This is a genomic window from Sorangium sp. So ce295, from assembly GCF_051527405.1.
GTDB classification, from domain to species: Bacteria; Myxococcota_A; Polyangia; order Polyangiales; family Polyangiaceae; genus Sorangium; species Sorangium cellulosum_B.
This window is the reverse complement of sequence record NZ_CP150324.1, coordinates 4,273,968-4,297,190: the sequence shown is the minus strand read 5'-3', so window position 1 is coordinate 4,297,190 and position 23,223 is coordinate 4,273,968. Positions and strand designations below refer to the sequence as shown.

Annotated in this window: 8 protein-coding genes; 2 read left to right on the top strand and 6 right to left on the bottom strand. The window is 69.9% G+C overall.

Features of this window, described 5'->3' with window-relative positions; all coding sequences use genetic code 11:
* The first annotated feature begins 109 nt into the window (after positions 1-109).
* Complete coding sequence (locus tag WMF11_RS16310) at positions 110-4,000, top strand: serine/threonine-protein kinase (RefSeq protein WP_437978094.1); 3,891 nt, start codon at positions 110-112, stop codon at positions 3,998-4,000.
* 72 nt (positions 4,001-4,072) lie between these two features.
* On the opposite strand, the gene WMF11_RS16305 is transcribed toward WMF11_RS16310, so the two are convergent.
* On the bottom strand, positions 4,073-5,710 hold the full coding sequence (locus tag WMF11_RS16305) for a protein kinase domain-containing protein (RefSeq protein ID WP_437979314.1): 1,638 nt from the start codon (positions 5,708-5,710) through the stop codon (positions 4,073-4,075).
* Positions 5,711-5,899: 189 nt separating this feature from the next.
* Complete coding sequence (locus WMF11_RS16300) at positions 5,900-17,182, bottom strand: tetratricopeptide repeat protein (protein WP_437978093.1); 11,283 nt, start codon at positions 17,180-17,182, stop codon at positions 5,900-5,902.
* Positions 17,183-17,269: 87 nt separating this feature from the next.
* Here WMF11_RS16300 and WMF11_RS16295 point away from each other — a divergent pair, with 87 nt between their 5' ends.
* The gene (locus tag WMF11_RS16295) at positions 17,270-17,452 is read left to right on the top strand and encodes a hypothetical protein (RefSeq protein WP_437978092.1); all 183 of its coding nucleotides are present in this window, start codon (positions 17,270-17,272) and stop codon (positions 17,450-17,452) included.
* Positions 17,453-17,525: 73 nt separating this feature from the next.
* Here the strand turns inward: WMF11_RS16295 and WMF11_RS16290 are convergent, their stop codons facing one another.
* The 4 genes from WMF11_RS16290 to WMF11_RS16275 all read right to left on the bottom strand — a co-directional run bounded on the left by WMF11_RS16290 (position 17,526) and on the right by WMF11_RS16275 (position 23,214).
* Entirely contained in the window at positions 17,526-18,434 is a 909-nt protein-coding gene (locus tag WMF11_RS16290; RefSeq protein WP_437552778.1) for a tetratricopeptide repeat protein, read from the bottom strand.
* 562 nt (positions 18,435-18,996) lie between these two features.
* Positions 18,997-21,042, bottom strand: a complete 2,046-nt coding sequence (locus WMF11_RS16285; RefSeq protein WP_437978091.1) for an AgmX/PglI C-terminal domain-containing protein — start codon at positions 21,040-21,042, stop codon at positions 18,997-18,999.
* Between the two features lie 90 nt (positions 21,043-21,132).
* Entirely contained in the window at positions 21,133-21,372 is a 240-nt protein-coding gene (locus WMF11_RS16280; protein WP_157906686.1) for a hypothetical protein, read from the bottom strand.
* A 360-nt stretch (positions 21,373-21,732) separates the two neighbouring features.
* Positions 21,733-23,214, bottom strand: coding sequence for a tetratricopeptide repeat protein (locus tag WMF11_RS16275; RefSeq protein ID WP_437552776.1), 1,482 nt, complete (start codon positions 23,212-23,214; stop codon positions 21,733-21,735).
* Positions 23,215-23,223 lie beyond the last annotated feature (9 nt).

Here is a 23,223-nt window from a genome sequence, read left to right as displayed (position 1 = left end):
GCCCTGTCGGAACACCGCAGGCCCACGCGGCCCGGCGCCATGAGATCGCCTCTCCGCTGCGCCGGAGCCCCCCCGGCGCCCCTATCCTACGGACCACGTCGGCCAGCGCATGAGCTCCGCGCGCATCGAGTCCGCACGGCCGCTCGTCGCAGGCCGGTTCCACATCGAGCACGAGGTCGGCCGCGGCGGGATCGGCACCGTGCACCGCGCCTTCGACGTGCAGACAGAGCGGTACGTCGCGCTGAAGATCATCACGGCGGTCGGCGTCGACGCGGAGGGCCAGGCCCGGCTCTCCCGCGAGGGGCAGATCCTCTCCGAGCTCGATCACCCGGGGATCGTGAGGGTCGTTGCGTTCGGGACGCTCGAGGCGAGCGCTGTCGACGCGGAGGGGCGGCGGATCGAGGAGGGCGCGACCTTCATCGCGATGGAGTGGCTCGACGGCGAGGACCTGGCGGCGCGCCAGAAGCGCTCCCCGCTCTCGCTGCGCGAGGGGATCGAGGTCGGGCGGCAGGTCGCGAGCGCGCTCGCGGCCGCGCACGCCGCGGGCGTCGTCCACCGCGACATCAAGCCTTCGAACATCATCCTCCTGCGCGGCTCGCCGGACGCCCCGCTCCGCACGAAGCTCGTGGACTTCGGCGTCGCGGCGTCGAAGGAGCTCGTGCTCACGACGGACGCGGGCGGCCTCGTCGGCACGCCGGCGTACATCTCGCCGGAGCAGGCGCGCGGCGACGCGACCGTGGACGCGCGCAGCGACCTCTACTCGCTCGGCGCGACGCTGTTCGAGCTGGTCGCCGGCCGGCCCCCGCACATGGGGCCGACCTCGATCGCGACCCTCGTCCGCCTGGCGACGACGCCCGCGCCGCGCCTCTCGGAGTTCCTGCTCGACGTGCCGCCGGCGCTCGACGACCTGATCCACGCGCTCCTGCTCGCCGACCGGGAGCTCCGGCCGAGCTCGGCGCACGAGGTGGCGGACAGGCTCGCGGCGCTCGCCGAGGAGCCCTACCTGCCCACCCCGTCGCCGCTGCGCGTGAGCGACAACCCGCCGGGCGCGATGGGCACGCGGCTCGTGACCACGATCGTGGCGCTGCACGTGGCGACCGGCGAGGAGCGCCAGCGGGAGCTCGAGGCGCTGCGCCGCCGCGGGGCCGACGCGCTGCCGCTCGGCACGGACTCCATCGCCGCCCACCTCGGCGTGCGGCAGGCCCACGGCGACGAGGCGTCGCGCGCCCTCGAGCTCGGGCTCGCGCTCGGCGGCCGCGGCGGCCGCGTCGGCGTCGCCTCCGGCCGCATGCGCGTCGACAGGACGCGCGCGGCCGGCGAGGTCGTCGACCGCGCGGTCGCGCTCGCGCGCGAGGCGGGCCTCGGCAGGGTCCTCGCCGACGCCACCACGGTGGAGCTGTCCCGCGGGCGCTTCATGGGCGAGCCCCTGGAGAGCGGCGCCGTGCGGGTGCTCTCGCGCGCGCCGAAGCGGCCCGACGCGCAGACGCCGTTCGTGGGGCGGGACGCCGAGCTCATCACGACCGTCGCGGCGTTCGAGCGCTGCGTGGAGGACGGGACGCCGGTCGTGATGAGCATCTCGGGGCCGCCGGGGATCGGCAAGAGCCGGCTCGCGCGCGAGTTCGTCGCCCGCATCGTGGATCGACCGGATCCGCCGCGGCTCATCCAGCTGCGCTGCGAGTCGTTCGGCCGCGCGCAGGCGCTCGGCGTCGCCACGGACGCGCTGCGGGTCCTCATGGGCCTGCCGAAGGGCGCGTCGCTGGAGCAGGCCGAGGACGCGGTGCGCGCGCGGCGGCCGCTCCACGGCGACGGCGGGCTCCTCGCCCGCCTGCTGGCGAACCAGCCGTTCCCCGACGGCGTCGACCTGCGCGGCGCGCGCGACGCGCTCTACCTCTCGATGACCGACATCGCCGTCGACGCGGCGTCGAGCGAGCCGTGCGCGCTGCTCGTCGAGGACGCGCAGTGGGCCGACCCGGAGAGCGTCGCGTGGCTCGATCACCTCCTCGGGCGGGCGACCGGGAGGGCGCTGTTCATCCTGCTCATGGTGCGCCCCGCGTTCTGGCGCGACCAGGGCCAGCGCTTCGCCGGCCGCGACCACGTGCGCGTGGAGCTGCGCCCCATCGCGCGCCGGGCCACGCGCGAGATCGCGCGGGCCGTCTTCAGCGCTGCCGCGGCCGCGCGGCCGTTCGAGGACGCGACGCTCGACCGCGTCGCGCAGCAGGCGGCCGGCTCGCCGCTCTTCGCCGAGGAGCTCGCGCGGGTCATCGCTTCAGGCAAGGACGCCGCCACGGCGCCGACCATCGAGGCGGCCATCCAGGTGAGCCTCGACGCGCTCGACGAGCCCACCCGGGAGGCGGTGGTGCGCATGAGCGTCTTCGGCCTGTCGGTGTGGGACGTGGGCCTCGCCGAGGTCGGGGTGGCAGAGCCCGCGACGGCGCTGAAGAAGCTCATCGCCGCGGAGCTCCTCGTCGCGCAGCCCGCGTCGCGCTTCCCGGCCGCGCGCGAGTACCTGTTCAAGCACGCGCTCGTCCGCGACGTCGCCTACGCCTCCGTCGGCGACGAGCTCCGCCAGAGGCTGCACGCCGCGGCGGCGCGCTGGCTCGATCGGCTCGGCGAGGACAGCGCGACGGTGGCGCAGCACTTCGACCTCGGCGGCGAGCACGAGGAGGCCGCGATCCGCTGGGAGGCCGCGGCGCGCCGCGCCCTGGCGACGAACTCGCTCCGCGACGCGGTCACGATGGCCGATCGCGCGCTCGTGTTCTCCCCCGACAAGCCGACGGGGTTCGCGCGCGCGGTCCTCCTCGAGGAGGCGTACTCGCGGCTCGACGCGCGCTCGCCCGAGCGCGACTCGGCGATCCGGGCGATGTGGGAGAACGTCTTCGACGAGGCGAGCGAGCTGCGCACGCTGACGGCCCGCGCGCGCTACGACCACGCGTGCGGCTCGGGGATCGACCTGGAGGAGCGGCTGACGGCGCTGCGCGACCGCGCCCGGTCGATCGATCTCGTCGAGGAGGAGGCGCAGTGCTCGGCGACGCTGGCGCAGGTCCACGCGTTCGCCGGGCAGCTGGCGATGGCCGAGCAGGAGGCCGCGCACCTGCTCGACCTCGCGGCGCGGCGGAACCTCGTCTGGGCGGCGGTCGACGCCTGGCAGACGCGCGCGGTCGCCCACCAGACCCGCGGCGAGCCGGCCGCCGCGCTGGGGGCGCGCCGGAACGCCGCGCGGGCCGCGCGCCGCGCCGGGCTGCAGGAGCGCGAGGCGATGCTGACGATGAACGTCGGCTTCGCGCTGACGACCATCGGCGCCCGGGAAGAGGCGCTCCAGGAGATCGAGGGGGGCATCGCCAGGGCGCAGGCGATCGGCAGCTCCGGGGCGGCGCGGCACGGGCAGATGATCCTGCTCTGCTGGGCGGCGACGTTCGGCCCCGAGCCCCGGCTCGACGCCGTGCTCGCGGAGCCGCGCGCGAGCGCGGACGAGGCCGCGGGGAGCATGTGGGTCGTGCGCGACCGCGTGACGCTCGGCATCCTGTTCTACCGGGGCTGCGAGCTCTTGCGCCTCGAGTCGTCGGGCCTGGCGCGGGCGCGCTCGCTGCTGAAGAAGGCCACCGACGCGTACCGCGTCACGGACAACCGCGACGTCCTGCCCGTGGCGCTCGGGTTCTGCGCCGAGGCGGAGCGCCGCTTCGGCGACGCCGAGCAGGCCCGCGAGATCGCGCGGGAGGCGGCGGCCCTCGTCGAGGCGGGCGCGCCGAGCCTGCTCAACGAGGCGCCGATCTACCTCGCGCTCCACGACGCCTGCGTGGACATGGGCGATCTGGAGGGCGCGCGGGCCGCGATGGAGCGCGCGATGCCCCCGCTCCTGCGCCGGCTGAAGGGCCTCGAGGGGACGCCCTACGCCAGCTCGTTCCTGCTCAACCTGCCGCAGAACTCGGCGCTGCTCGCAGCCGCCGAGGCCTACGGCTGCGTGCCGCCGGAGCTCGAGGTGATGCTGAGCGGCCGGCCGTAACGCCCGGCGCGGCGCTCCCGGCGCCCTCTCGCGCGGCCTCCGGCGGTCACGCCGAGCCCGCGGCCCTGCCGGTCACTTCCGAGGCGCGGTTCCGCCGCCTGCCTTGGGGGACGTCGACGGCACCGGGCGGAGGTTGATGGTCAGCACCTCGTCGCGCGTGAACACCACGAAGCGCGCCTCCGGGGTGTACCCGTCGGCGGTGACCCGGATGCGGTGCCCGGTGCCATCCCGGCTGAACCTCGCGAAGAACGGGTTGCTGGGGAGCTCCACGTCGTCGAGGTAGATCTTCGCGTCCAGCGGCGTGGCGATGATCCGGAGCTCGACGAGGTTGGCGACCGGGGGCGCGTAGGTCGGAGGAGAAGGGGTCGTGGCCTCGCCCCCCCTGGTCTCCGCGGGAACATCGCCCTCCGGCGGGGTCGCCGTGGGGCGAAGCGCGAGGACCGCCCACGCGCCGCCGATCAGCAGCACCGAGAGCACGGCGATCCCCGCGCTCCAGAGCGCCTTTCGCCGGGTCGACTTGGTGTTGGCGACCATGATCGTGGGGATCGTCTGGCGGTTCGAGATGCTGTCCTCGCGCGACGGATCGTCGCCCAGCATCTGGTCCCCCACCGGCGCGGAGAACTGCTGCGACATCTGCGAGAGCGGCATGCGCTGAGACCACGGCACGGCGCCGCGCTCCTCGAGCACGGGCAGGATCTCGAACTCCTCCCCGCCCTCGGCCGCGCCGGCGTGGAGCCTCCCCAGCTGGTCGCTGATCGCGGACCTCACCTCGGCGCGGCGGTGCGCGAAGGTCTCACCGATGAGGCGGCCGATCTCGGCCGACGAGGGGCGGCGGCCCATCGTCGCCAGGTACGCCTCGACGTCGTCACGCATCTGGGCCGCCGTCGCGTACCGCTCCTCGGGCGCCATCGCGAGCGCGCGCGAGCAGATCCGATCGAGGGCGTCAGGCGCCGCGGGCCACCGCTCGCGCAGCTTCGGGATCTCGCCGAACGTGAGCCGCTGGAGGATCTGCACGTCGGAGAGATCTCCCCAGAAGCGCTCGCCCACGACGAGCTCCCAGAAGATGAGGCCCATCGAGAAGATGTCCGCGCGGCGGTCGACCATCGTCGCGAGGGCCTGCTCCGGCGCCATGTACCGGATCTTCCCCTTCACGACGCCGGTGCTGGTGTCCGCGTCGCGCGTCGCCCACTTCGCGATCCCGAAATCGACGACCTTCGCCTGCCCGTCGTAGGTGACGAAGATGTTGTGCGGGCTGATGTCGCGGTGGACCACATGGAGCGGCTGGCCGTTGAAATCCATGAGGTCGTGCGCGTAGTGAAGCCCGGCGAGCGCGTCGGCGAGGATCGCCAGGTAGACCGCGCGGTGACGCGACGGGTCGATCTTCCTGCAGATCCGATCGAGGGAGTGCCCTTCCAGGTACTCCATCACGATGTAGTACTGGTCGTCGATCTGGCCGCACTCGTACGTCTGCACGACGTTCGGGTGGTTCAGCCGCGCCGCGAGCCTCGCCTCGTCGAGGAACATCGCGTTGACCTCGGGCTCGGTCGCGATCCCCGGCTTGAGCCGCTTGATCACGACCAGCTTCTCGAACCCGAGCGGGCCGCGATGCGCAGCGAGGAAGACCTCGGCCATCCCTCCCTGCCCAAGCTTTGCGATCAGCCTGTATCTCCCGAAGCCTCTGGCGGACTGCACGGGGAGCCGGACGATCATCGATGACGAGGTCACAGCACCTGATCGTTCGTAAGGATTGCTGACTCGTCAAGCAGACTCATGGAGATGTGCATCCCTCCGGCACAGCGGAGCCCCGGGGCGAGGAGCGCACGCGCGCTCCCCCGAGTGCCCCGGGTGCTCCGGTTAATGAGGTGAATTCCGCTACTTAGGCCCTGCTGCCGCGCGGGATCACCCCTCGCCGATGGCGATCCCGAGCGCCTGACGCAGCGCGAAATACTGATCGCTTGTCGAGAAGACGATCAGCTCCTTGAGCCTGTCCTGGGGCGGGAGATCCCCGGGCTGCTGCGGCTCGGCGGCGATGATCTTCTTCGCGATCTCGAGATCGCCCGAGAGGAGCAGGCCGGTGCGCGCCGCGGTGATGTCGACGCACTGGACCCACCTCTTGATGTTGGCCTTCGCGCCCTCCGCAAGGAACTTCTTGACCACCATGCGGAGCCCCTCGAGCTGCATCGGCTGCATGAACCCGCGGAGCGTCTGCGCGGTCGCCGTGATCTGCTTCTCGATGTCCGGCGGGACCGACGTGTCAGGCGCGACGAGCTTGATCCCGGCGAAGAGGAGCACCGTCAGCTCGGTGACCGTCGGGAACAGCGTCTTGATGTAGTGCTCGCCGCGGTACATCGCGAGGTGCTTGCCGACGATGAACGTGAGCTCCTGCGGCGAGAACCCGGTCAGCACGGTCTGCCCTGCGACGGACGCCGGCTGCTCGTTCGCCACAGCGACGAGCGCGCCGGGCACGTCGCTCCGCACGTAGAGCCGCGGCGCCGGCAGGCCGAGGACGTTGGCCGCCCACCCGAAGGTCCGGGCGAACGTCACCGTCGAGGTCGCCGGATCCTGCAGGAAGCGCTGATCGAGGACCGGCAGCTCACGGCGCTGCTTGAGCGTCTCGATCTTCGCCCTGAGCGCGGCCCCCGCGATCATCTCGAAGATCTTGCCGACGTAGAGGTTCTCCTCCTCGTGGAACAGGTTCCTGATCCACTGCTCGTTGTCGAGCCGGCTCTTCGCCTGGATGAGCCCCTGCGGGCGGTAGTCCTCGAAGTACTGCTGCTCGTCGGGATCGGCCTTGCGGAGGAACGACAGCGCCGCCGCGACGCACCAGGCCTGGTCGTAGCGCTTGCTGTCCACGTACAGGCGGTAGAGCCGCTTGTACGGGTCGATCTTCATCGGATCGATCTTGACCATCGCCTGGAACTCGCCGGTCGCCAGATCGAACTGCTCCGACTGCTCGTAGAGCTCCGCGAGGATCAGGTGCTCCGTCGCGTCCTCGGGCTTGAGCCGCGACGCCATGCGGAACGTCTCGAGGGCGGCCGTCCTGTCGCCGAGCCGATCACGGTAGATGAGCCCGAGCGCGTGCCAGAGGCTGTACTCGAGGTCCGTGTTCCCCTTGCCGGCGACCCTGTGCAGCATCTTGCGGTACGCCCGCTCGAGCTGCTTCCACTCCTTCTGCGCCGTGAGGATCTTGTTGATGCGCTCGAAGGCCTCGAGGGAGTGCGGGTTCAGATCGAGCGTGTCGTTGAACAGCTCCACCGCGCGCGCCGGGTCGTCCAGCTTGTCGCGGTAGATCTGCGCCATCGTGTAGAGGTAACGGCTCTTCCGATCCGGCTGCGGCTCCAGCTCCGCGATGCGCTGGAGGCAGTCCACCATCCGCTCCCACTGCCCCGTGCGCTGGTAGAGCTGGAGCAGCTTGTGGAGCAGCACGTGGTTCTGCGGCTCCAGCTCGAGCGCCTCCTCCAGGGCCTCCACGCCCTTCGGGATGTTGTTCTCCTTGTCGACCCAGATGTCGCCGATGTCGTTCAACATCCTGAACCGCTCGGGGCCGTCCATGATGTTGTCGAGGATCAGCCGCTTGTAGTGGCAGACCTGCTTCCAGTCCTTGAGCGCGTCGTAGACGGCGACCATCGCCTCGAGCGTCGGCCGGTGCGCGGGCTCGGCCCCGAGCGCCTTCTCGAAGTTGTTGACCGCCTGCTTCGACTGCCCCTGCGCCTGCTTGATGCAGCCGAGCTTGTAGTAGACGGTCGCGCGCTCCTCGGTCTCGGCCTCGTCGAGGCTGGTGAGCACCTTCTGGTAGTTCGTCAGCGCGCTCGCCCAGTCGCCGAGCTTGAAGCTGACGTCCGCCAGGCCCCGGATCGTCTCCTGATCGGCCAGATCGAGGTTGTGCGCGGCCGTGTACGCCTTGAGCGAGGCGTCGTCCTTGCCGAGCCGCTCGAGGACCCGCCCGAAGGTCCGCTGCAGCCGGTGCTGCTCTGACCTGTCGCGCTTGCCGCTCTTCCTGACGAGCATCTCCGCGAGCGGCTCGGCCTGGGCCCACCGCTCCGTGGAGACGTACTCACCCAGGAGCGGCATCGCGGCGTCCTCGTTGTCGGGATCGCTCTGGAGCGCCATCTCGTACGCCTGCACCGCGAGCGCGTGCTCGCCGAGCATGTCGTCCCGGAGCTTGCCGAGCTCGACGAGCAACCGCGCCTTGGCGCGGGGCGCGTCGGTGTTCATCTGCTCCTGATCGAGGTAACGCGCCGCCCGGTCCCAGTCGGCCGCGTCGATCGCGATCACCCGCAGCGCCGCCAGCGTCGGCACGTGCGACGGCTCGAGATCGAGCGCCATCTCGAAGCGCTCCTGGGCCAGGACCCGCTCGCCGAGCTTCTCGTCGAGCTGCCTGCCGATCCGGAAGTACATCTCGACGCGCTGCTTGCCGTCGGCCGTCAGGTCGGCGACGCGCGTCATGTACTCGATGGCCTTCGACGAGTTGTCCTGCTTCTCGTAGAGCTTCGCCAGCGCCTCCAGGGCCGGGATGTGCGTGTCCTGGATCTCGACGATGTTCAGGTACGCGTCGATCGCGCGGTCGAGGTCCTCGATCTCCTCTGCGTAGACCTTGGCCGTGTGGGACCAGAGCTCGATCTTCTTCTGCCGATCCTCCGCCGCGTTGATGTGGCGATCGTAGGTGTTGATGAGATCGTGCCACTGGCGGAGCCGGCGATAGCAGCGCTCCAGGGCCTCGAGCGCGGGCTCGTGGCTCGGGTCGATCTCGACCACCTGCTCGAGGCGCGCGGCCGACAGATCGGGCTTCAGGAACTGCTCCTCCTGGAGGGTCGCGATCTTCATCAGCACGTCGATGCGCTCGCGCTCCGTGGTGACCACGTCGAGCTGCATCTCGAGGACGCGCACGAGATCGGGCCACTGGTGCGTCGCCGTGTAGACGCGCTCGAGCCCCCGCATGGCGAGGAGGTTCGAGGCGTCGATGTCCAGCACCTCGCGGTAGACCGCGCCGGCCTTCTCGATCAGCCCGAGCTTGGACTCGTAGAGGCCGGCGGTCCGCAGCTTCACGGCCGCGACGACGTCGGACTCGTTCACGGCCCGCGCCTTGCGGAGCAGGACGTCGACGAGATCGTTCGACTGATCGCGATCCGTGTAGATCCGCTCCAGCGCCTCGAGGGCCGGGAGGTGCAGCGGATCCACGTCGAGGGCGCGCCGGTAGAAGCTGAGCCCCTGCTCGACCTCGCCCATGTGCCGCTCGAGGACCTCGCCGAGCTCGGTCAGGACCTCTTTCCGATCGACGTCGGTCACCGCGACGTTGAGGGCGCTCGTCAGCATCTGCCCCTGCTGCTGCCACTGGCCGGTCTTCTTGAAGAAGTTCGCCATCTGGCGCAGCACGGCGACGTTGTTCGGGTCGTGCGCGAGGATCTGCTGGTAGTACGGCTGGGCGTACTCGGGGTGGCCGAGGTCCTCCGCGTACCACTTGGCGAGGCGCAGGCAGAGCGTGATCTTCTGGAGCGGGGCCGTCTGCTGCTGCAGCCACCCGTTCACCGTCTGCACGAGCTCCGGCCAGCGGTTCGTCGCCTGCGCCATGCGCTCGAGGTAGCGGACCGTGTCCATGTCGGAGAAGTCCATCTCGAACGCCGTGAGCAGCGCGTCGAAGGCCTGCGGCTTGTCCTCGAGCTGCTCCTCGAAGACCCGGGCCACCTTGCGGAGGATGTCGGTCTTGTCGGAGACCTCCTCGCGCGAGTCGAGCCGCGCGAGGTAGAGCTCGATGAGCGGCTCGCTCCGCCGGGCCGCGTCGTGGAGCTGCTCGAGGGCCGCGAAGGCCTGGTCGTGCGTCGGCTCGAGCTCCAGGACCTTCTCGTACGCGAGCGTGCCCCGGTCCCTCTCCTCGACCTGGTGCTCCCAGATCTGCGCCACCTCGAGGTACTCGCGCACCTTGTCCGCCGGCGACTCGTAGGCCGCCGCCCGGCCCATCTTCACGTCGATGACCTCGACCCAGCGCCCCTCGGCCCGGAGCAGGTTCTCCAGGGCGGCCATCGCCTCGAAGTCCTTCGGGTCGACCTCGAGCAGCTTCCTCCAGGCGTCGATGGCGTCGTACGCCTGCCCGAGGACGTGCTGGTAGGTCGTCCCGAGCTCGCGGTACAGCGCGATCACGTTCTCGGCCGGCAGCACGTCCCGCGCCCGATCCACCGTCTGGTGGAGCGAGCTCACGATCTGCTCGGGCTCGTTGCGCAGCCGCCAGATCGCCGCGATGGCGTAGAGCGCCTCGAGGTTCGCGTAGTCGATGTCGAGGACGCGCTGGTAGTCGTCGAGCGACGAGTCGTCGCGGCCGAGCTGCTCGTGGAACAGCTTGGCGCGGCGGAGCAGCACCGCGACGCGCGACTCGTCGTCGATCGCGATGTCGTAATGCCGCTCGAGGACGTCGCAGAGCTCGGACCACTGCCCCACCCGCTCATAGAGGTTGGACAGCGCCCCGAGCGCCTCCGGGTCCTCGCCCCGGAGGTCGAGGACGCGCTTCCAGGTCTCGACCGCGCCCTGGACGTCGTTCAGCCGATCGGCGAGCAGGTGCGCCATCTTGGCGCGGATGTCGGCCTCCTGGCTGTCGCCCATCGCGTTCTCGAGCTCCCGCTCCAGCACGACCTTGAGCTGGGTCCAGGCGCCCTTGGCCGTGTAGATGCGCTCGAGGGCGCTGATCGCCTGCTCGTTCGTCGTCTCGAGCTCGTCGAAGATGCGCCGGAACGCGCGGATGGCGTCGTCGAGCTGACCGAGCCGCTCCTCGTACGTCTGCCCGAGCCGGAGGTACAGGTCGACGAGCTCCGGGCGATCCTCGGTCGCGCGCACCCGCTGCTCGAGCACGCTCGCGAGCTCCGGGTACTGCTCGAGCTGCGTGTAGATCCGATCGAGGTTCGAGAGCGCCTCGGCCTCGAGCGGCTCGATGCCGAGCACGTACCGGTACGTCTCCTCGGCCTTGGCGACGTCGCTGAGGTCGGTCTCGAAGACCCGCGCGAGCCGCTTGCCGATGCCGGTCTGGACGTCCTTGTCGCTGTGGATGCCCAGCACGTCGGCGTACGCGTTGGCGAGCATCTCCCAGCCGCCGTCGACCGAGCCGGCGAGCCGCTCGACCTCCTCGAGCGTCTTCTCGTCGCCCGGGTACTCCTTCAACGCCCGCATGAAGACGGCGAGGGCCCCGTCCGGCGAGATGAGGCGCTCCTCCTGGAGCTCCCCCAGCCGGTAGTACATCGCCTGCCGCTCCTGCGCCTCGGTGAGGTGGGTGAGCTCCGCCTCGAGCACCCCGCCGAGCTTCTCCCACTCCGCCGCCGCCTGGTAGAGCGGCTCCAGGATGGCGCCGATCTCGATCTGCTTGATCCCGGCCGCGAAGAGCCCCTCGAGGGCCTCGAGCGTCGGCGAGTGCTCGGGCGCCGCCGTGAGCACCTCGCGGTACGCCCCGATGGCCGCGGGCAGGTCGTTGAGGCGCGTTTGATAGACCACGCCGAGCCGGTACTTGAACTCGAGGATCTCGTCCGGCGACTGCGCGATCTCCGACTCGCGCGACAGGATGGTGACGAGATCGCCCCACCGCTCGGTCGCGGTGAACAGGCGATCGAGCGACGCGATCGCGGTCTGGTTCTCCGGCTCGACCTCGAGCACGCGCCGGTAGCGCGCGACGGCGCTGTCGATGTCGTCGAGCTGCGTCTCGAAGATCTGCGCGAGCCGCAGCCCGAGCTCCACGAAGCGCGCCGGCTCCTCGCCGAGCCGGCCGAGCTCCGCGTCGTACAGCGCGGCGACCTGCGGCCAGCGGTTCACCATCATCGCGAGCCGCTCCAGGTTCGAGAGCGACTCCTCGTTGCCGATGTCGCACGTCACCGCCCGCGCGTACGTCTCGAACGCGGTGACGTGGTCGCTCAGCATCTCCTCCGACAGGCGCGCGATGCGGTGGAGCAGATCCACCTTCTCGTACGGGTCCTCGGCCACCTTGACCCGGACCTCGAGCACGCTGATCAGCTTCTGCCACTCGCCGGACGCGTCGTAGATCGGCTCGAGCACCAGCGCGGCGCCGAGCGGCTCGCGGCTGCCGTCCTTGATCTGCTCGAGCGCCCGCAGCGTCGGCTCGTGATCGGGCATCTGCTGCAGGAGATCGCGGTAGAGCTCGATCGCCCGGGACACGTCGTCGAGGTGCTTCTCGTAGAGCTCCGCGATCCGGTACTGGTAGCTGATGCCCTCCGCCGGGTCCGCGGTGATCTCCGCCTCGTGCTGGAGCACGCTGAGCAGCTCGAGCCAGTTCTGCGACGTCTGGTAGAGCACGTCGAGCCGCCCGAGCGCCTGGAGATCGTCCGGATCGATCTCGAGCACGCGCTGGTACGTGTCGATCGCGCTCGCGACGTTGCCGAGCTCGCGCTCGTACACCGCGCCGATCTGGTAGTAGATGCGCTTCTTCTCGTTCGAGTCGAGGACGAGATCGGCCTTCTTCGCGTAGACCGAGAGGAGCTCCTGCCAGCGTGAGAGGCTGAGGTAGAGCTTCGTCAGCGCGTCGATCGCCCGCAGATCCTCGGCGTCGAGCTCGAGCACCTTGCCGTAGACGGCGATGGCCTGATCGTGCCGCTCGAGCACCTCCTCCTCGAGGCTCGCGGCCTGGAAGAGGGCGAGCTTCTTCTCGGTCAGGTCGTCGAGGATGTCCGCCTTCTGCTGGAGGATCTGCGACAGCTCGTTGTAGCGCTCCGAGGTCCTGAACAGCCGCTCGAGCGACTCGGCGGCGTGCAGGTTGCGCGGATCGATCTCGAGCACGCGCCGGTAGTGCCCGACGGCGCTGTCCATGTCGCCGAGGTCTCCCTCGTAGATCCGCGCGCTCATCGTGTAGAGCGAGCTCGCGAGCTCCGCGTCCGTCTGCTGCGCAGCCAGCGTCTCGAACACGCGCGCCAGGTCGGCGAAGCGACCGGTCGCGCGCGCGAGCCGGTCGAGCCCCTCCTGCGTCGACTCCGAGGCCGGATCCTGGCTCAGCGCCCGCGCGTAGGTGTCGAAGGCCGAGCTGAGGTCGCTGCCCGCGTCCTCGTAGAGCACGGCGATCTGGTGGAGCAGCTCGACGCGACGGGTCACGTCGTCGCTGCGCCGCACCTGCACCTCGTGCACCCCGATGAGCTTCTGGAAGTCGCCCGACTGGCGGTACAGCGGCTCGAGGATCTCCGCGATCGCGAGCTCGTGCTCGGCGACCTTCCCGAGGCGCTCGAGCGCCCCGAGCGCCTCGACGTTGGTCGGCTCGCGCTCGAGCACCTGCCGGTAGATGTCGATCGCCGAGTCGACAAGCCGCATCCGCGACTCCCGCAGCGCGGCGAGCCGGAGCATCAGCCGGATCTGCGCCTCCTCCTCGACCGCGATGCCAAGCTGCGCCTCGAGGTTGTCCGCCAGCTCTTCCCACATGCCCTGGCGGCTGAAGAGCCCGTCGAGCGCCGTCAGCGCCACCAGGCTCGTGTTGTCGATGGAGAGGACCTCGCGGTACGCGGCGATCGCCTCCTCCGGCTGCCCGAGCCGCTGCTCGTAGACCTCGGCCATCTGGGCATAGAGGCCCTCGCGCTCGGTCGGCTGGTGCACGAGCTCGATGCGGCGCCGGTAGACGCCGATGAGGTCGCCCCAGCGCTCGGTGCGCCGGTAGAGCTCGTCCATCGCCTCGAGCGCCTCCGAGTCGGCGGGGTCGATCGAGAGCACGCGGAGGTAGCCGTTCGCCGCCTCCTCGACCTTGCCGAGCCGCTCGTGGATGCTCGCGAGGCGCATCCAGTACTCGCGGCTCAGCCGCGCGTCGCTCAGCGAATCGGCGATCTCGCTGAAGATGACGTCGAGCTTGTCCCAGGCGCCCGCCTGCGCGGCGAGCGACTCGAGCTCCGCCCGCGTCTCGGCGTGCGACGGGTCGTCCTTGAGCGCCCGCGACTGCGCGTCGAACGCGCGGCCCAGGTCGCTCAGGCTCTCGGCCGCCGTCCGCGCCACCTTCCGGAGCAGCGCCACGCGCGTCGCGGTGTCGCCCTCGGCCGCGGCGAGGATCTCGAGCGCCTGGATCAGCTTCTCCCAGTCGCCGCGCCCCTCGTAGATCTCCTGCAGGATGGCCGCCGCCTCGGCCCGCAGGGACTCGTTCGAGAGCAGCGCCTCGAGCGCGAGGCGCGCGGCGTCGTTGCCCGGATCGAGGATCAGGATTTCCTTGTAGTTCTCGAGCGCTCCAGCCGCATCGTTCAGGTGCTTCTCGAGGGTGCTCCCGAGCCGGAACTTGAGGTCGATGAGCGCCTGCTCGTCGAGCGGAGAGTCGATCCGCTTGCGGAGCACGTCGACGTAGGACTCCCAGTCCTGCTGCTCGCGGTAGAGCTTGTCGAGCGCCGCGAGCGCCTGCGGGTCCGTCGGCTCGTCGTCGAGCACCTGGCGGTACGTCCCGATCGCCTGCGCCGCGTCGCGCAGCTCCCCTTCGTAGAGCTCCGCGATCGCATAGAGGATCTGCTTGCGCTCCTCCGGCTCGGTGACGATGCCGAGCTTCTTCTCGTAGATGCCGAGCAGCTCGCCGAACCGGCCCGTCTCGCGGTAGAGCCGCTCCAGCGCGCCGATCGCGGCCTGGTTCTCGCCGTCCGCCTCGTACACCGCGCGGAACTGCGAGAGCGCCTCGTCGATGCGCTTCACCTCGTCGAGCAGCACCCGCCCGAGCCGGAGCCGGAGATCGACCCCGAGCGCGATGTCCCCCTCGCTCTCCGCGCGCGAGATAGCCGACGAGTAGGCCTGGATCAGGGCGTCCCACCCCTCGGTCGAGCGCGCGGCGCGCTCGACGTCATCGATGCACTGCTCGTCCTGCGGGGCGATCTGGAAGGCCGAGAGGTAACGCTCGAACGCCCGCTGCGGCTCCTTGAGGCGCGTCTCGTAGAGCGCCGCGACCTGCCGGTAGAGGTCGAGCCGGGAGACGTCGTCCTGGTCGTGCGAGAGCTTCACCTCGATGGCGCCGGCGAGCCCCTTCGGGTTGTTCGCCTGCGTGTAGATCGGGATGAGCGCCTCGGCCGCGGCGAGGTGCGAGCCGTCGATCGAGAGCACCTTCTCGTAGGCGCGCGCCGCGCGATCCGCCTTCTGCTTCTGGACCATCCAGAGCTCGGCGATCTTGACCAGCAGGCTGATCTTGGCCGCGTCGTCGGTCTCCTTGGCCTCCTGCGACTCGAGGACGCGGATGAACTCGTCCCACTTGCCGCTCTCGGCGTAGAACACCTCGAGGTCGTCCCAGCGCTGCAGCTGGAGGTACGCCTTCTTGAGCGCCTCCTGGGCCTTGCGGTCCTGGGGGTTCAGCGCGATCACCTCTTGCCAGGCCTTGACGGCCGCCTCGTCGTCCTTGAGGCGCTCGCCGTAGAGCTGCGCGAGCTTGCTGAGGAGCGCGAGCTTCTGGGTGCTGTCGAAGGTCGTGTCGACCTGCTTCTGCAGCACCCTCGCGAACGCCTGGTAGTCCTTGTTCTTCTCGTAGAGCCCGGCCAGCGCGTTCAGCGCCTCGGGGTTCTCCGGGTCGTTCGCGAGGACCTCGTCCCAGAGCTCGATGCAGAAGTCGACCTTCTTCACCCGCTCCGACGCGAGCTTCGCGATCTCGAGGTACTTCGCGGCGCGCTCGCCGCCCTCCGGGAGCGCCGCGGCCTCGCGGCGGAGCAGCCCGATGAGCTTCTCCCAGTCGCGCCGCTTCTCGTAGCTCTGGCGGAGGAAGTCGATCGCCTGAGCGTGCTCGCCGTCGATCGCGAGGATCGACTCGTAGCACTTCACCGCCTCGGCCGCGTTCGAGAACTTGCCCGAGTAGAGCTCCGCCGCCTTCGCGTAGTTGTCGATCTTCTCGGCGGGATCCGAGACCGCCTCGGCGATCTCGATCAGCGTCTTGACGTACTCGTTGTACCGCTTGGCCTGCTCCTGCTTCTGGGCCTTGGCCTTGAGCTCTTCGACGCGGCCCGCGGCCTCCGCGGCCGGAGGCGGCGGCGCTGTCGGCCGCCGGCCGACCTCCGAATCCGCAGGCCTGCTCTCGGCGGGAGCCCGCGCAGGGGGCGGCGGCTCGATGTCGGCCACCGAGGACCTCGCGTCGCGCTCGTCCACCGACGAGGTCGACACAGGAGCGCTCGCGGGCGCGCTCGCCCTGCCGCTCACCGGGGCCGGCGCGCTGAGCGGGGCCGGCGTGCTCACCGGGGCTGGCGCGCTGACGGGCGCAGGCGCGCTCGCGGGAAGCGGCGTGGCGTCCGCAGGCGCGGCCGGCGCGACGACAACGGGCGCGGGCGCGACCACAACAGGCGCGGGCGCGACGACGACGGGCGCAGGCGCGACGACGACGGGCGCGGGCGCGGCAGCAGCCGGCGGAGGCGCGGACGGCGCGACAGGCGCGGCCGTGAGGCGCTCGCCGATCTGCGCCTCGAACGCGCTCACGCTCGGGTGCGTCGGGGCGACCGCAGAGAGCTTCTCGAACCAGCTCCTGGCCCGGATGAGGTTGCCGAGCTGGCGCCATGCGACGCCGCCCGCCTGCGCGATCATGTACGGGGAGCTGCCGTTCTGGTTGGCAGCGCTCTCCGCCAGCGACGCGACGCGCTCCCAGTTGCCCTCCTTCGTCCCCCAGAGCTCGCGCAGGTAGGCGAACGCAGCCTCGTTCGAGGGATCGAGCCGGAGCGACTCCTCGAGGAACTTCGAGCCGATCTCGACGTCCTGGTGCCGCGTGGCCCAGCGGACGCCGAACTTGAACGCCGCCTCGCCGCGGGCCACGCCGGCGCGCGCATCGAGGATGCGGCGCTGCGTCTCCACGATCGCCTGCTTCCGCTCCGCCTCGACGAGGAGCCCCTCGAACATCGCCGCGGCCTGCTTGTCGGAAGGCGCCGCTTCGTACGCCCTCCGGAGCAGGTCCTCGAGCTGACCGCGATCGAAGCGCTTCGCGAGCCGCGCCGCGCGGAGCAGCAGCCGCTTGCGCTCGTCGGTGCTCGCGGCCGCGTCGGCCGCGTCCACCAGCTCCGCCATGCGCGCCGACCACGACGACTGATCGACCTGCATGTCGAAGAGGCAGGCCCGCGCCTCCTCGCTCGTCCCGCCGGACGCGGCGAGGCCCTTCGCGTACATCTCCGTCGCGCGCTCGAAATCGCCCGCGTCGCAGAGCACGTCGCCGAGCTCCACGCGGAGCTCGGCGGCCGCGGTCCCCTCGGGGGCGTTCCTCAGCTCGAGCTCCAGGAGCTTCTGGACCATGTTGGTCTTGCCGAGGTCCCAGTAGATGGAACGAGCCGACTCCAGCGCCTCTAACAGCGCTGGATTCAGCTTGTAGGCGTCCTGGAAGTGCTTCAGCGCCTTGACGGCCTGAAGGAACTTCTCCTCGAGCAGCCGCCCGAGCTTCAGGTGATATGCCGCCTTCCGGGTCGCGTCCCCTTCGGCCGCAATCCCCTTCTCGAGCTCCTCGACGAGCCCTTGCCAGTCATGAACCGACTCGAGATGATTGAGACGCTGCGCAAGATCCATTGATTATCGACCCTCGGCCCCGACCTTCGAACGAATTGAAACGCTTAGGTGCCCCGTGCCGCGCGCGGCATCACGGCTATTGACCGCCGAGCCGCGCGACGAGCGTGTTCGCCGTCTCGCACTCGGTCTTGAAGCTCGCCGCCTTCGAACCTTTGCAGGCGCGCGTGGTGAACCCCTTGAGCATCTGGATTGCCTCCTGCTTGCGCGGCGGATCCAGGGTCGCGTAGGTGCTCCCGAGACTCCAGAGAATCTGCACCGACTCGGGACCATCCGTGGGCGCCACCGCCTTGGCGGCCTCGAGCTCGGACACCATCTCCGCCGTGGACCCGCGGTCCTGGTAGACCGACGCGAGCAAGCTGTGGACGCCGAAGAGGTACTTGTCCCCCGGCTTCGCGAACGACTTCGCCTCCTTGAGCACCTGCTCGGCCTCCTTCGTGTACCCGAGACGGGTGTACAGGTCGGCGAGCGCCGCGTAGTAGCGGATTTCGTTCGGATTGTGCTCGATCGCCTTGGTGAGGTTCTCGAGCGCCTTCTGCTCGTCGTCCGTCCAGAGGTAGACGTTCCCGAGCTGGGAGTAGCAATCCGCGAAGTTGGGGTCGTTCTCGATACACTTCTGGTAGGGCTCTTTGGCCTCTTCGTACGAGATCGTCTTCTTCTTCGCTTGCTGCTCGAGCGCCCAGCCTCGTTCGAACCAGTAGTTCGCGAACTTCGGGGCGATCTGCGTGGCGCGCGCCAGCGTCGATGCGACCTTGTCCCACGACTCCGACTTCTTGTGTGCCATCGCCAGCTTGAAGAAGATGCGGTGGTTGTTCGGGTCGAGCTTGGTCGCCTGCTCGTACTTGTTGGCCGCACCGTCGGGGTTGACGGCGACCTCCTTGTCGGCCTGATTCGCCAGGATGACGGCCTCCTGGCGATGGCGGCTGCAGCCCAGGCCCGCCGCGCTCGCCGCGACCAGGCCAACCATCAAGAATGCCCCAAGCTTCATCTCGCTCACCTTTCGAATGGCCCCGGCATCGCCGGCCTCTGAGTGACCTGGGCGTCGCGTCGCCCCTCTTCAACGTCCCGGAGTCGGCTGCGCCGCTCCTTCACAGCGTCCCGGAGTCGGCTGCGCCGCTCCTTCACACACAGCGTCCCGGAGACGGCTGCGCCGCTCCTTCCAGCGTCCCGGAGTCGGCTGCCCCGCTCCGTCCCCAATCCCGGAGCCGGCTGCGCCGCTCCTTCAGCAATCCAGGAGACGGGCTGCCCCGCTCCGTGTGGCACCGTCACAAGCGTCCCGAGGTAGCGCGCGTTGAACCTCGCGCGGCGACGCGAGAATAGGCGGAGGCAACCGCGGAAGTCCAGGGCTTCAGACCCCGCGCATGCGCCTCGCTGCAGCGCCTCACGCAGGGCCCCGCCCTCCCCGCGCGGCGGACGCCGAGCTGGCCACCCCACGGCGCTCGCCGCAGACCGCTGGCCGCGCCCGGCGCCGGCCGCGTCCAGCGCTGAAATGGAAAACGCCCCGCACTTCGCGTGCGGGGCGTTCGCTCGAACCGAGCGGCGAGGCGGGCTCAGCCGCCGGGGCTGAGCATGATCGGGTAGACGACGGTGACGATACCGCCCTCGGGCTGCGGGAACGACAGGCCGTAGAACGCCCGAACGACGCAGGAAACCACGCCGTTATCGGGCAGATCCGAACCGCCGTTACCCACGTTGGAGACCGCACCGTCACGCCCGATGACGAAGCGCACCGCGACACGGCCCTGCAGATTCGGGTTGTTCCTGAGCCCGTTCTCGTAGCAGAGCCGGAATCGACCGAAGTTCTGGCGGACGATACGCTGGATGACCTCGGGGGGCAGACGGCCGCTCACGCTGGTCGCACCCATGCGCACCTGCGGCGGCTTGGTGCGATGCGACCCGCCGAGTCGGCCATGGCCGGAGCCGAAGCCCTGGCCGGTGCCGGTGCCGGCGCCGTGACCGATGGTGCCGATCGAGCCGAGGCCGATGCCCTCGCCGCGCCCGCCACCGCCCTCGCCGATGCCGGAGAGGCCGAGGCCGCCGGCGCCGAACGAGTCGCCGATCTGATCGCCCCACATGTTGCCGCGGGCGCTCAGCGGATCGTTCCCGAGCGAATCGTCGCGTCCCCACGGCGCGGTCGGCGCGTTCGGATCGCCGCCAGCGCCGGCGTTCAGCAGCCCGATCATGCCGAACTCCGCGGCGTCGCGGAGCGCGGCCTGGCGCGCGATGTGCGGGTCCGGGTTGTCGGCGGGCCCCTGGACGCCGTAGCGGTTGCCGGTGGCCTTGGTGTTCGGGTTACCCATCGAACCCTCTTCACCCTTGGCGCGGGTACCGGTGCCCCCCTCCTTGTTGTCCGCCGCGTTGTCGGCGACCTGCTCGGTCTCCTTCTCCTCCATCTCCTTCTCGGCGGCCGCCGCGAGGTACTGCTGGATGAGGAACTGCTGGTCAGCGGAGATCCCGTCCTCGCCGGTATCGCCGAGGGGCGGCATGAAGAAGGCCATCGCCGCGAGCAGCCCGAGGTGAACCGCCATCGAGAGGCCCGTGTACAGCAGGCTCTGCGTGTCCAGCTGGAGGTGGCCGGCCACGACCTTGCCTGCGTTCACGGCGGACACCTGGAAGACGATGCCGTCGAGCTCGATCTTCGCCTTCCCGCCCGACGGAAGCGCCATCTGGTAAGCGCCAGAGAGCTCGGAACACGGCTGCGTGAGGCCCTGATCGATCGCCTGCTGCACCGTCATCTTCGGCCTGCCCGGGATCTCGATGGTGCCGGTCGCGCGGGGCAGGAGCACCACGGAGACCGAGCCTGAGCGATCCGCGAGGATGATGGGCGCCCGCGTCGTGCCGAGCTTCTCCGAGGGGATGAAGTAGTCGCACTTGAAGTTCTTCCCCGCCTCCTCACCCACGTAGAAGGAGCGCGGCGGCGTGAGGTGCTCGACGTGGAGCACCGCCGCATCCCACAGAATCATGACCTCGACCGAGGCCGCCGGGACCTCGGTTTCGTCGCTCGGCACGTCCGGCCCGTTCTTCACGAGCGTGTACGTGTAGGAGCCCTCGGGCGCGTCCGGGGGCACCTCGTCGACGGCCGGCGCCGACTGCGCGAACGGGTTGTTGTAGGAGAACGGGTCCGCGCCGCCCGCGGAGGCCGCGGCGAACGGGTTCCCAGGCGGCGCGGCCGCGAACGGATTCCCGGGGGCCGCAGCGCCGAACGGGCTCCCACCAGGCGCCGCCGCAAACGGGTTGGCGGGGACCGGCTTCGCAGGGCCCGCGGCCGCGGCGACCGCCACCGGCTCCGCGCGCTCCAGCATGATCTTCGTGCCGCCGATCTGGAGCTGATCGCCTGGGCTGATCTTGCACTTGTTGACGCGCGCCCCGTTCACCATCGTGCCCGGCTCGTTGCCGAGATCGATGAGCGTGATGTCCTGCGGGGAGGCGACCTCGATGACCGCGTGCATGCGCGAGGCAAGCTCGTCATCGACACGCAGATGGCTCTTCGCGTCCTTGCCTACCTTGACGATATCCTGGGTGATCGTCTCCCGGCGGACGAGCGCCTCGTTTTGGTAGAGCGCAAATGTGAGAGCGACCCTTTGCTTGCCTTCCATCTCCGCCAGCCTTCCCTATGCGCCGCGCGGCGCACGCCCCCAGCACCGGGGGGTAAATCGATAGGGCAGGTGCCAAACCTGCCCGTCACATCAGAGGTTCTCGACCGACTTGAGCATCTCCGGAACGAACGAGGTGCGGGGCCTGATCAGCGTCGTCCGGACAGGGCCGGGCCGCACGCGGATGGTGGCGTCGTTGGGGCCGAACCCGCCGGCGTTCAGCGGATCGTCCGAGAACTCGTACCCGTACCCCTCGTCCTTCTTCCCACCGCCAGGAGCCGCTCCCTGCGCGAACGCCGATGAGGCGACCACGCTCGTAAGAACGGCAGCCACGACTCCCGCACCCAATCGGGTCAACCCTCTCATTCCAGCCTCCTCACAATGTTCCGACGCGGTTACAGTGCCATTGTACCGCCTTACGCGGCGGCCGGTCAACCAGCTTCGCATGCTATCGAGGCGTCGGAGAGCACGACCCACACACGCCTCGACAACCGATTCCACCCAAGGTTCCCAGAGAGCTGCGACGACGACGAAAAAAGGAAGCCCCCTTCTCCTTGATGCAGCTTCGTGCAGCGAGAGAAGAGGGCTCCAGGTGCCGTTGTCTGTCGCACCGCCACGCGGTCCGACCCGCCCGTCGAGCTCGCCCGGAATACTACCGTATCCCTTGCTCACTGCGCGCGGGACGAGGCTCCGCTACTGGGCAGGAGCCGGGGCCGGGGTCGTCGCTTCGCCCCCTTCACCCTCGCTCCCGGCAGCTGCCTCCTGCTCGGCTTCCTTCGTCTTCATGTCGGCCTCGGCCGCCTTCCGCTCGGCCTCGGTCTGCTTGTTGAAGGCGATGATCTGGTCGATCTCGCTCATACGCTCCTTCGACCGCTTCACCGCGTCGGCGAACTCGGCGCTCGCGCCCGCCTTCTGGATGAACTGACCGAACAGCCCCTTCGCCGACATGAGGGCGCCCTCGGCCCCCTTGCCGCCCGACTTCGCCTTGTACTCCTGGGTCAGGATCGCCTCGTTGTAGTAGGTCTCGGCGCGCTCGGGGGCGACCTTCTTGGCGGCTTCGAGCTCAGCGCTGGCGGCGGCCACCATGCTGTCGAAGTTCGCGTCATCGATCTGACCGCGCAGGGCGAGCGCGAGGCCCAGATGAGCGTCGTAGTCGTTCGGACGCATCTTCAGGGCCGCGCGGTACGCCTCGTCCGCCTGCTGGAACCCGCGGAACTGGAGGTTCACCGCCGCGTAGTTCATCTGCGCCTCGTAGAAGGTCGGATCGAGCCTCCTCGCGAGGTTGAACTCCTGCACGGCGCCGTTCAGGTTCGCGAGCTCGACCTGGATCATCCCCGCGGTGTTGTGGATCGGCGCGTAGTTGGGGTTCTTGCGGATGGCCTGGGAGCAGACAAGCGCCGCGAGCTCCAGCGCCTGGGTGTCGACCTTCTTCTGCTTGCTGACGTTGGTCGCGACCGCCTTGCCGGTCTTCCTGCCCGCCTTCTGCTTCGCCGTCTCCAGGTAGTAGATCGCGAGCTGGTTGAACGCGGGCATGAAGGCATCATCGACGGCCAGCGCGCTCTGGATGTACCGCTTCGCGCGCTGGAAGTCGTTGGGGCCATCGTTGTCCGCGACCTGGTTGCCGCGCTTCATGTACAGGAGCGCGAGGTGCACGAGCGCCTCGACGTTCTTGTACTGAGCATCCACGACGGCGGCCTGGCGCATCTCGCTGATCGCCGCGTCGAGGTTCCTCTCGCCCGACTCCGCCAGGTTGTAGAGCGCCACCTGGACCCGCGCGGGGTGGAACTTCGGGTTCTTCTGAAGCGCTTGCGTGAAGTACTTCTTCGCCTCCGAGTCCTTCTTGCAACGCTGGTACGCGAGCCCCGCGTTGTAGATGGCCTCGGCGAACGTCGTGTCCCCTTGCTCGTCCGCCGCGTCCAGGAACAGCTGGGCCGTCGAGCTGCAAGTCGCCTCGGACCAGTCCCCAGCCTTGTCGTGCTGGACCATGGTGTCCATGGCGGTCTTGAACTTGTTGGCCGCCTCGACCGACACAGCCTGACCCTTGCTGTCCGTGATCGCCTTGCCCGTCGTCGGGTCCTTCGCCCCGTGAGCCGTGCCGCCGGTGGTGCCGCCGCCACAACCCGTCGCAGCCAGAAGGAGCACCGCAACCGCTGCCAATGAGGTGATGCTTCTCATGTTTCGCTC

Bases quoted from the DNA above. Each gene is read 5' to 3' on its own strand.
- WMF11_RS16305 (WP_437979314.1), bottom strand. From the start codon at position 5,710: ATGATCGTCCGGCTCCCCGTGCAGTCCGCCAGAGGCTTCGGGAGATAC.
- WMF11_RS16300 (WP_437978093.1), bottom strand. From the start codon at position 17,182: ATGGTCCAGAAGCTCCTGGAGCTCGAGCTGAGGAACGCCCCCGAGGGG.
- WMF11_RS16310 (WP_437978094.1), top strand. From the start codon at position 110: ATGAGCTCCGCGCGCATCGAGTCCGCACGGCCGCTCGTCGCAGGCCGG.
- WMF11_RS16290 (WP_437552778.1), bottom strand. From the start codon at position 18,434: ATGAAGCTTGGGGCATTCTTGATGGTTGGCCTGGTCGCGGCGAGCGCG.
- WMF11_RS16275 (WP_437552776.1), bottom strand. From the start codon at position 23,214: ATGAGAAGCATCACCTCATTGGCAGCGGTTGCGGTGCTCCTTCTGGCT.
- WMF11_RS16285 (WP_437978091.1), bottom strand. From the start codon at position 21,042: ATGGAAGGCAAGCAAAGGGTCGCTCTCACATTTGCGCTCTACCAAAAC.